The 10,333-nt window shown below is 51.4% G+C and carries 10 protein-coding genes; all 10 read right to left on the reverse strand.

Annotated elements, in window-relative coordinates; all coding sequences use genetic code 11:
* Positions 1-743: LCP family protein (locus tag AC5OW4_RS12600; protein WP_493677033.1), on the reverse strand; the 743-nt coding region annotated here is incomplete at its 3' end.
* 115 nt (positions 744-858) lie between these two features.
* Entirely contained in the window at positions 859-1,371 is a 513-nt protein-coding gene (locus tag AC5OW4_RS12605; protein WP_493677034.1) for a hypothetical protein, read from the reverse strand.
* Positions 1,371-2,051: a sugar transferase gene (locus AC5OW4_RS12610; RefSeq protein WP_493677035.1), complete on the reverse strand. Its 681-nt coding sequence runs from the start codon at positions 2,049-2,051 to the stop codon at positions 1,371-1,373. The genes AC5OW4_RS12605 and AC5OW4_RS12610 overlap by 1 nt, the downstream gene beginning before the upstream one ends.
* 483 nt (positions 2,052-2,534) lie before the next feature.
* Positions 2,535-3,185, reverse strand: coding sequence for a hypothetical protein (locus AC5OW4_RS12615; RefSeq protein ID WP_493677036.1), 651 nt, complete (start codon positions 3,183-3,185; stop codon positions 2,535-2,537).
* Between the two features lie 82 nt (positions 3,186-3,267).
* Entirely contained in the window at positions 3,268-5,022 is a 1,755-nt protein-coding gene (locus AC5OW4_RS12620) for an NADH-dependent [FeFe] hydrogenase, group A6 (protein ID WP_493677037.1), read from the reverse strand.
* A gap of 16 nt (positions 5,023-5,038) precedes the next feature.
* The gene (locus AC5OW4_RS12625; protein WP_308559677.1) at positions 5,039-6,925 is read right to left on the reverse strand and encodes an NADH-ubiquinone oxidoreductase-F iron-sulfur binding region domain-containing protein; all 1,887 of its coding nucleotides are present in this window, start codon (positions 6,923-6,925) and stop codon (positions 5,039-5,041) included.
* A gap of 21 nt (positions 6,926-6,946) precedes the next feature.
* Positions 6,947-7,441 carry an NADH-quinone oxidoreductase subunit NuoE family protein gene (locus AC5OW4_RS12630; RefSeq protein ID WP_006059211.1) on the reverse strand — a complete coding sequence of 165 codons (495 nt, stop codon included), beginning with the start codon at positions 7,439-7,441 and terminating at the stop codon, positions 6,947-6,949.
* Positions 7,442-7,484: 43 nt separating this feature from the next.
* The gene (locus tag AC5OW4_RS12635; protein WP_195547990.1) at positions 7,485-8,240 is read right to left on the reverse strand and encodes an ABC transporter permease; all 756 of its coding nucleotides are present in this window, start codon (positions 8,238-8,240) and stop codon (positions 7,485-7,487) included.
* Between the two features lie 122 nt (positions 8,241-8,362).
* The gene (locus AC5OW4_RS12640; RefSeq protein WP_195547991.1) at positions 8,363-9,127 is read right to left on the reverse strand and encodes a class I SAM-dependent methyltransferase; all 765 of its coding nucleotides are present in this window, start codon (positions 9,125-9,127) and stop codon (positions 8,363-8,365) included.
* A gap of 43 nt (positions 9,128-9,170) precedes the next feature.
* Positions 9,171-10,333, reverse strand: a 1,163-nt coding sequence (locus tag AC5OW4_RS12645; RefSeq protein ID WP_493677038.1) for a M20/M25/M40 family metallo-hydrolase, incomplete at its 5' end; no start/stop codon positions are given.

The following is a 10,333-nucleotide window of genomic DNA, read 5'->3' on the forward strand; positions in this document are numbered from 1 at the left end:
TCCCTACACGACGCTCTTCCGATCTGTTCTGTCAGGATGGCCATAATGACGGTGTTCTGACGTTTCATGCGATGGAAGTCATCGTCAATGGTCCGGATCCGGCAATACTCTTTCACTTGTTGACCATTCAGATGATAGACACCGTCGTCGCCGTCAATTTGTAAATCACGAATCTTTTGATGCGTTTCTTCGGCTGTCAGATAAAGATCAATTCCACCGACTAAATCGACCAACTTTACCGTTGCTTCAAAGCTGAATCCAACAAATTGCGTAATATCCATATCAAAATTCAAATTGATCGTCTGAATCGCTAACTCAGGACCTCCGCGCCAATGGGCGTGATTCAACTTATCATAATCATTATAAGGTTCAGGAAGATAGACTAGAGTATCTCGTTGTAATGAAGTGATTTTAATTTTCTTCGCGTTAAAATCTAAAGAGACAATCTTTGTCGCGTCGGACCGCTGCATTTCAGTATCAGTCCACTCGTTCCAATCCTGATTGTCGGAACCGAATAAAGCAATATTCACAATTTTATGATCCTGAACTTGATCTTTAACTTCCTGATTTACCATTGCTTGTTCATCGGTCAGTTTCTTTGAACGGTTAGTCTTGTTTAATAAAGAATCTACATACAAATTTCCGCTGATGCCAATCACAGCGATTAGACCTATTAACGTACCCGCTACAATCAACAAAATCTTTGTTTTGTTTCTTTTCTGTTTTTTCTTCAATTTTGTCACATCCTTGTCGATTAATAAAAAAAGGTAGGCTTCGCCACCTCAAGCTACCGATGAGTTTGTAAAAAATAACCATGAAACTGAATTGGAAGTGCCCATGCAACTATCCAAATCAAATTCAATCATTTTGTTTAACAATCAATCCCAAGTAAAGCAACATCAACTGGCCGCAGATCTGAAACTGAACCTGCGCGGTTCGCTGATGCCGGTCAATCTTCTTTATCCGCGATTCCATCCCTTGCAAAGGTCCGGATTCGACAATTAATTGCTTCTCATTTAAGACGCCGGTTGAAATTGGAATTACATGCTGTTCATTCATTAATGAATTCAGGAAAAGCCGTTCATCTTCCTGGAGGGAGAAATACTCTTTTTCTTCTAAATGAATCCGCTGGGATAAATCGGAATGCTGAGAAAGCCATTCGTTAAACTGTTTTGTAAATTCGGCTTGAGGAAAATTACTGACAATCATGATCGTTCCCGGAAATAACAGACGCTCTACCCAGGTCACCAATACCTGCTTTTTAAAATAACGTTGTTTCTTGGGTAGGAAAGCTTCGAAAGGTGAGCTTTTCATCAATTCCAGGACATCTTCTTCATGATGCTTTTCAACTTCAACAAAATACCAACGCATCACATTGCCCCCTTTCTTAAAAGGACAATCCGCAACGTTTTCAACAGAATCTTGAAATCCCACAACAGATACCAGTTTTCGACATATTCTTTATCCAGTTCGCAGCGGTCGTGGAAGCTGAGATCACTTCGCCCCCGGACTTGCCACAACCCACCCAAGCCAGGTTTGACCTGAATAATCTGATTATAATATTCACCCATATCTTCTTTCTCCCGCGGCAGATAAGGACGGGGCCCAATCAACGTCATTTCGCCCTTCAGAACGTTGATTAACTGCGGGAATTCATCGAGCGACGTCTTTCTAAGAAATTCTCCCGCGGCGGTGATGCGCGGATCCTTTCTTAATTTTTTATGTATTGTATATTCTTCCCGGATCTTGGGATCCGTCTTCATCAACTGTTCAAGGACGGCTTCTGCATTTGGAATCATCGATCGAAATTTGATCATTTCAAACGATTTGCCATCCTTGCCAATTCGCGTCTGTTTAAAGAACACCGGATCATAATCGCCTTCCAGATGATTTTTATGGCGGACATAGAAGTAAAGTGGAATCAGAAGCAGACATCCGACAATTCCCGCCAGGATATCGATGAGACGCTTAATCCCTTTGCTGATCCATTTTTTAATTGATAATGATACCGATATCCTTGTTCTAAGCTCGATGCTTTCCCCTTTGGTCATGCTGCTCCCCCTCTCTCGATGGGAATCAGTTCATAAAAAAAGAACTGCTTCCTTCGCCCCCTGCGAAATCTCTAACAGTCGCTAACCGTCAGATAATATACACTATTATTGACATGAGGAAATAAGCCATTTATAATGAGACATGTATTAAAAATAAACGATTTTATCAGTTTTTTTCATTCAATTTTGATTGTCAAAAAAAGTGTGATTTTTTTGCCATAAAAAAGGGTTTAAATGTAATCAACTGTTAAATTTATGTCCTAAACAGTTATTCATAAGAGCTTTTATAACAAAGTAAATCCTAACAAAAACACAAAAAAAGACTCAGAAAAATATACTGAAGTCTCATATAACGCGCTCTAACCTTGAACTAATTCATTCTGAATTTCAACGCGATCGGATTATGAGCAGAATACCGATAGTCCTTCTAGATATTCTCCGCTGTCGCCATAAGATTATCCGAAACTAAGAATTCGTCGACAATTACCTGGTACATGGCACCCGCGTCTCAAACGGAATAACCGCGCCACGGCAAGCCGCAGTTTCATCGACGTTATCTACCCGAACAAAGTGATACCCCTCTGCCAGAACTGCAGTGTTCATCACAAAAATCCAATCCGGAACCTGCTTGTGGGAAGGAAAGAAATCCAGCGTATCGGTGATATTGTGATTGAAATCACCTCTCGCGATCATATAATTTCTCTGTTCGCGCTCCTGGATCAGCACCTGGTTGAGCAAAGCCAACTGCTTCATGTGAAATTCACATCGACTTCCTGCAAGAATATAAAATCCGGCGATGATTGTTGGATCAGAGCGAGCCTGCCCTGCGTATTCGCAATCACCGCTTCCCTGCTTAAAGCCCGGCCATGCTTTCCCCGCGTCGCTTTCCCGTCTTTCATCTTTCCAGTATCCATAAAAAAAATAGTCGACAGAATACGCTCCAAAGCCGAGATTGTACGTCATCAGCGTATACTCCTGATCAGCATCAAGCCGCGCCGGCGGACTGTTCACCGTCTCCACGCTTTGAAAATCCGCGATCCGGTAACCATTGATCTGCATGAAAATCCCATAGCCAACGATCAAAGCGATCAGTCCGGCGATCACCACGCCGACACCTTTTACAATCTTTTTCAATGTCCCGCACTCCTTCCGCAAAAAACAAAAGAAGGAAAAACATGAAGTCCTTCCCTCTTTGCTTTATCTTTTAACAACTGTCTTATTTGAAACGTTCTTTTTTGGAATACGTCGTATGAAGCAGCTCATGCGCCAGCGGACTTCCCGGTTCTTTCAGGAATTGATCATACAGCGCGATGATCTGCGGATTCTCATGCGATTTACGCACGCTCTGTAGCGCATCCTCATCATATAACGCCTTTGCCCGTTCCTTCTTCCAGTCAATCGGCTTAAAGCCGTTGCGGATCGACGCGTTGATAATCGGCTGACCGCCGCCGTTGATGCAGCCGCCCGGGCAGCCCATGATCTCGATGAAATGATACGGCGAGGTGCCGGCGCGGATTTCATCCAGCAGCGGCTTGGCACAGCTCATACTGGAAGCGACCGCGACTTTAACCTGCATCCCCGCGACCTCCAGCTCCGCCGTCTTCACACCTTCCATACCCCGGACAACCGTGAAGTCCAGACTATCCAGTGGTTTGTTTTCCAGCGTTTCCTTGACGGTTCTTAACGCCGCTTCCATGACCCCGCCGCTGGCGCCGAAGATCACGCCAGCTCCGGAATATTGTCCGAACATATCCTGGTCAAAATCTTCATCGGGCAGATTCTCAAAATTGATTCCATACATCTTGATCAACCGCCCTAATTCTCTCGTCGTCAGGACAACGTCCACATCCGCCAAGCCATCCTTGCGCATTTCCGGGCGGACGACCTCCGCCTTCTTCGCGGTGCACGGCATGATGGAAACGACCGTGATCTTGCGCGGATCCAGATTATGCGTCTGCGCGTAATAAGATTTCAGAATCGCGCCGAACATCATGTGCGGCGACTTGCAGGAACTCAAATGCTCCAGCAGATCCGGATATTCAAATTCACAATACCGGATCCAGCCTGGCGAACAGCTTGTGATCATCGGCAGCACACCCTGATGCTGGACGCGCTCAATGAACTCATGGCCTTCTTCCATGATCGTCAGATCTGCGGCATAGTTGGTATCATAGACGCGGTCAAACCCGATCCGTCGCAGCGCCGCGGCCATCTTTCCGGTAACGCGCGTGCCGATCGGCTGGCCGAACTCCTCACCTAACGCCGCGCGTACTGCCGGGGCCGTCTGGACGATGACATGCTGCTTAGGATCGTTCAGTGCTTCAATGACGCGGTGAATGTCTTCTTTTTCAAACAAAGCGCCGACCGGGCAGGCGTTGACGCATTGGCCGCACTGCATGCAGTTGACGTCGTTGAAGCTCTTATCAAAGACCGGTGCGACCTTGGTGTTGAAGCCGCGGTTAATAAAGCTCAGAATGCCCAGGCCCTGAACCTTCTTGCAGGTTTCAATGCAGCGTCCGCACAGCACGCACTTGGACGTGTCGCGGACGATCCCTAGCGCAACCTCGTCAAACGTCGGCGGTGTTTTCTCCCCTTCATAACGCACCTTGCGGATCCCCAGCTGCTGCGCCAGCTTCTGCAGCTCGCAGTTCTGGTTGCGGATGCAGGAAAGGCATTCGCCGCAATGGTTGGACAGAATCAGCTCGACGGTGTGCTTACGCGCTTCCAAAGCCCGTTGGGAATTGGTGAAGACCTCCATCCCCTCACTGACCGGATACACGCACGCGGCGCCCAGGCTTTTCGCGCCTTTGATCTCAACCGTGCAGACACGGCAGGCGCCCGTCTTGTTGACGTCTTTTAAATAACAGAGCGTTGGGATCTGGATGCCTGCAGCCCGCGCCGCTTCCAGAATGGTGGAACCCGGCTCGGCCTGAACCGGAATATTATTGATCTTTAAATTAATTTTCGTCATGTTTCCGCGGCCCTCCTTAATCGCGCTTGACCGCACCGAAGCGGCAGGTCTCCATACAAGCGCCGCACTTGATGCACTTGTCGTGGTCGATCACATATGGTTTCTGGCCCGGAACGCCGCTGATCGCGCCGACCGGACAGTTGCGGGCACACATCGAACATTTGCGGCACTTCTCCGGATCGATCGAGTAATGCAGCAGCTTCTTGCAGACACCGGCCGGGCAGCGTTTTTCTTTGACGTGCGCTTCATATTCGTCGCGGAATAAGCGCAGCGTCGACAGCACCGGATTGGCAGCGGTCTGACCTAAACCGCATAATGCGGTATCTTTGATCATCTTGCCCAGCGTTTCCAGCTCGTCCAGCGTTTCCATCGTTCCACGGCCTTCGCAGATATCCGTCAGCAGTTCCAGCATGCGCTTGGTGCCGACGCGGCACGGCGTACATTTGCCGCACGATTCGTCAACAATAAACTCCATGTAGAAGCGCGCGACGTCGACCATGCAGTTGTCCTCATCCAAAACGATCATTCCGCCGGACCCCATCATCGAGCCCAAAGCGATCAGATTGTCAAAGTCAATCGGCGTATCCAAATCCTCGACGGTCAAACAGCCGCCGCTTGGGCCGCCGGTCTGCACCGCTTTGAACTTCTTGCCGTTCGGGCAGCCGCCGCCGATTTCATAAATCACCTCGCGCAGCGTCGTGCCCATCGGAATCTCAACCAGTCCGGTGTTGACGATTTTACCGCCTAACGCAAAGACCTTGGTACCCTTGGATTTCTCCGTGCCGATCGCATTGAACCAGCCGGAGCCCTTCAGGATGATCTGCGCCACATTGGCATAGGTTTCGACGTTGTTGATAATCGTCGGCTTGCCCCAGACGCCGCTGACCGCCGGGAACGGCGGCTTCGGCACCGGCATGCCACGCTTGCCTTCGATCGACTGGATCAGCGCGGTTTCCTCACCGCAGACAAACGCGCCCGCGCCCAGGCGGATCTCGATATCAAAGCTGAAGTCCGTGCCCAAGATATGCTCGCCGAACAGACCGAGTTCCTTCGCCTGTTCGATCGCAATCTGCAAGCGTTTCACCGCGATCGGGTATTCCGCGCGGATATACACATAACCCTGCTGGGCGCCGATCGCATAGCCCGCGATCGCCATCGCTTCCAAGACGGCATGTGGATCGCCTTCCAAAATCGAACGATCCATAAACGCGCCCGGATCGCCTTCGTCGGCATTGCAGATAACATACTTGTCGCCCGCCGGCTGATCTGCCGCAAACTGCCATTTCACACCGGTCGGGAAGCCCCCGCCGCCGCGGCCGCGCAGGCCGGATTTCTTAATTTCGTCGATCACTTCCTGCGGCTGCATTTCATGCAGCGCTTTCGCCAGCGCTTCATAGCCGTCGCGGGCGATGTATTCGCGGATATTCTCCGGATCGAGCTGACCGCAGTTTTTTAACGCGATCCGCTGCTGCTTGGCATAGAAGCGGATCTTGTCGATATCAAAGATCTTTTCCTGCGTGATTTCGTCAATGTCGTTCATCTCCAGCCGTTTTACCGGCTGCCCGCCGATGAAGTGCTGTTCGATGATCTCGCCGACATCGTCCGGTTTGACATGGCAGTAGAAAATTTTATCGGGATAGACCGCAACGATCGGACCTTTCTGGCACAGGCCGAAACAGCCGGTCTTGATGACGCGGACTTCCTGATCCAGACCGCGGGCGGTTAACTGCTGCTGCATCTGCTCCATGATCAGCGCCGAAGATGACGATGTGCATCCGGTGCCGGCACAGACTAAAACATGCAGCCGTTCCGGCCCCGCAGCGGTCGAAGCTCCCGGATTGCGCAATGCGATTTCCTTCGCCGCGCTCGCCCGGAGTTCGCGAAGTTCATTCCATGATTTCATGTGCTTCTCCTCTTTCTTCTTTTACTGAACGCCAGACTCGGTTTTAATGATCGCTTTGATCCGGTCCTCCAGCGCGGTGGAGCTGGTCGCGTTGCCGTATACCTGATCGTCCAGAATCGCTACCGGCGCTAATCCGCATGCCCCCAGGCAGCGCGTCGCATCGAGCGAAAACAGGCCGTCGGCGCTTGTCTGATTGACCTTCGTTCCGGTCAGATCGCAAATCCGCTGCAGTAAATCCGCCGATCCTTTGACATAACAGGCTGTGCCCATGCACACATTGATGACATGCTTGCCCTTCGGTTCGGTCGTAAACTGCGTATAGAACGTGACGACGCCATACACCTCAGCAGCTGAAACACCTGACGCTGCGGCAATTTTCTCCATTGCTTCAAATGGAATATAGCCCAGCTCTTTCTGGACGTCGTGCAGCATCAGCTTCACCGGTCCCGGCCGGCCGCGATGCCGATCGACGATCCGATCAATAACCTGCACCGACTGTTCGTTGAGTTTCCCCATCCTTTCACCTCCACGTGTTATTTGGGTTTCTATATTGAAAACATCACAGGGATGATTCAACCTTTTTCTGCAGCCAGCTGAACAAGCCGTCCGCCGCAGCGCTGATCAGAATAATCCACAGCGTCCAGGCGAACAGACCCGTCATATCCAGCGCGATCCGCGCCGCATACGACATCTGCCGGCCGATTCCAACTCTCACCTGCGTCAGCACCTCCGCCATGACGCAGACCCGCAAACCTAAGCCGAAGCCGGTTTTCATCGCCGCCAACAGATGCGGCAAAGCCTGCGGAAGACGTACTTTCCAGAAAACAGACACAGATCTTTCCGGGTAGCATCGCAGCACATCCTGCAGCTCGCTGTCCAATAGATCCTGGCTTAACAAAACCGCTGTATAAAAGACCGGGAACAGCACGCAGAAGCTGGTAACCATGACGCTGCCTTCGCTGCCCAGCCAGATCAGGAAAATCATAATGTAGGACAAATTGGGAATCGTTTTGACGATCACCTCGAGCGGTTCGATCAAGCGCCGGATCACCGGCTGCGTCGCCGCCGCAAACCCGCAGACCAACGCGAGGATCAGCGAAATTCCAAAGCCTTTGAGCATCCGCCCCAGAGTGCTCAGCGTCTGCGCGTAGAAAGCCGGCTGCGATACATCCGCAAGCATCCGCCGCGCCACGTCCAGAGGCATCGGGATCAAAATGTCGTTATTGACGCTCAGCGCCAGCAGCTGCCAGAGGATCATCAGGATCACGATCGTAAGGAACTGTTCTTTTTTCAAACCGGCTCGCTGTTTTCTCATGGATTTATTATATCATCAGTCTGAATGAAAACGCTATCTTTATTTCCCATTTTTCGCCCTTTCCCGACCTTGCGAATCCATGCACAAAAAAGGCGGTCAGCTCCGCCCTTTTGCGATATTTTTCACACTTTATCCAGCCTGAAAACAACATGATTACTCGCGCCCAGCATCGCCGGCTTCTCGCACATCGCCCAGTGAAACGCAAGCCATTGCTGAAACTGTTCGGCGCTCAGTGCGTTCACTTTGTCCGCCAGCAGCTCGGCCATGCCGTCCGCGGCAAAAACCTGAGCCGGTTTCCAGCCAAGCGTAGCCAGCCAGCGGAGGACCTGATCCAGCGTCAGAAAAACAAACGGGATATCCGCCACCTTAAACGTGCTGCGGTCATACCGGCCGTTGTCCAGAAAATCCGGATTGTAGACCATCGCTTCCGTTATGAACACCATATCGTTATTGATAAAAGCGAAGAATGCGGATCCGCCAGGTTTCAGCGCGCGCAGCACCTGTTCAAGACAGCGTGTCCGCTGTGCTTCATGCGCAAGATGATAGAGCGGTCCCAAACACAGGACGACGTCGAACGAAGCGGCTTCCAGCATCGTCAGATCGAGGGCATTGCCTTCCAGGATCGTCAGATCCATGGCCGGCCGGCGTTTCGCCTTCATGAGCGCACAGTGCTTTTTTACGGGTTCCACCGCGGTGACCGCATAGCCCTCCTGGGCATAAGCCAGACTGTAGGCTCCGCTTCCAGCTCCTACATCCAGAATCCGCATACCCGGTTTCAGCACTTTCGCAATCTGCATTCTCGTCGTCAACAGTTCAATGCTTCGGGCCGGCGTCGCGGTTAAGCGACGTTCCTCGTCAAAATAATCGTAAATCAGATCCAGATCCATACGCATCCCCCCTTGCCAAGCAAAAACTAATCAGAATAAAGCATTAATCTTCCAGGCTCGCCAACAGCTCGCAAAGCAGGTCGTATGTCCGTTTAAATGACGCCAGGTTCAGCTTTTCCTGCGGTGTATGCGCGCCGCTGGCTTCCGGTACGATCGTCACGATATCAATCCCCGGAATCATCTCGCAGAACACGCCGCATTCCGTGCCGCCATGGCCGGCTTCCGTTTTTAATTCCTTCCCGGTTTTCTGTTGAACCAGGGCCGCCAGCTTCTGCCGCATCGCGCTCTTTTCACAATAATCCCATGCCGGATAACCGTTGGCAAAGCTGCAGGTCCAGCCATACAATCCCGCCAGGATCGTTAGTTCATCGCTCATTTTTTCAATCCAGCTCTTTTGCGCTGAACGCATCGAAATTGTGACGATCAGACTAGATCCGCGCCGCTTGATCGAGGCCAGATTTTCTGAAGCCCAGGTCAGGCCCGGAATCGCCATGCTTTTGGCGCGCAGACCGCTTGGCAGGACGGTGATGAAATTGATGAACGCTTTCGAATCCTGTGCGGAGTAAACCGCGCTGATCGTAGAATCGGCTTCCAATGTAATGGCAACGTCCGGATCGCTGGCCTTCAGCTCCGCCTTTACCTGTTCCGCTACCTGCTCGACGCACTTCTGAACCTTGCGCGAATCCTGGCTGGCGAACCGAATCCAGCAATCGCGCGGAATCGCGTTGTCCTTATTGCCGCCGTCCCAATCCGCGATCCAGACCCCCAGCTCATTTTTGACCAGCTCCCGCAGACAGCGAACCGCGATTTTGTTCGCATTGCCCAGCTCCTTGTCGATATTGGAACCGGAATGTCCGCCTTTCAGTCCGGAAACCGTCAATTTCCAGCCGATGCCTTCCAATTTTTCCTGCGGTCGCACCATCGTCATCGTACAGACTAACCCGCCCGCGGTGGAAACCACGGTTTTATCTTCGCCGCCGCAGTCCATGTTGATCATCCGTTTCGCCGTAAAATAGTCTTTCTTTAACCCTTGCGCGCCATTCAGGCCGATCTCTTCCATCACTGTGAACACGCATTCCAGCGGCGGATGCGGTTTCTGATCCGCTTCCAGAAGCGCCAGCATCATCGCGACACCCACGCCGTCGTCCGCCCCCAGCGTCGTGCCGCGGGCTTTCAGCCAGCCGTCCTCCACATAAGTATTCAACG

The sequence above is a fragment of the Holdemania sp. genome, from assembly GCF_986127675.1.

Bases quoted from the DNA above. Each gene is read 5' to 3' on its own strand.
- AC5OW4_RS12605 (WP_493677034.1), bottom strand. From the start codon at position 1,371: ATGCGTTGGTATTTTGTTGAAGTTGAAAAGCATCATGAAGAAGATGTC.
- AC5OW4_RS12610 (WP_493677035.1), bottom strand. From the start codon at position 2,051: ATGACCAAAGGGGAAAGCATCGAGCTTAGAACAAGGATATCGGTATCA.
- AC5OW4_RS12620 (WP_493677037.1), bottom strand. From the start codon at position 5,022: ATGACGAAAATTAATTTAAAGATCAATAATATTCCGGTTCAGGCCGAG.
- AC5OW4_RS12625 (WP_308559677.1), bottom strand. From the start codon at position 6,925: ATGAAATCATGGAATGAACTTCGCGAACTCCGGGCGAGCGCGGCGAAG.
- AC5OW4_RS12630 (WP_006059211.1), bottom strand. From the start codon at position 7,441: ATGGGGAAACTCAACGAACAGTCGGTGCAGGTTATTGATCGGATCGTC.
- AC5OW4_RS12635 (WP_195547990.1), bottom strand. From the start codon at position 8,240: ATGAGAAAACAGCGAGCCGGTTTGAAAAAAGAACAGTTCCTTACGATC.
- AC5OW4_RS12640 (WP_195547991.1), bottom strand. From the start codon at position 9,127: ATGGATCTGGATCTGATTTACGATTATTTTGACGAGGAACGTCGCTTA.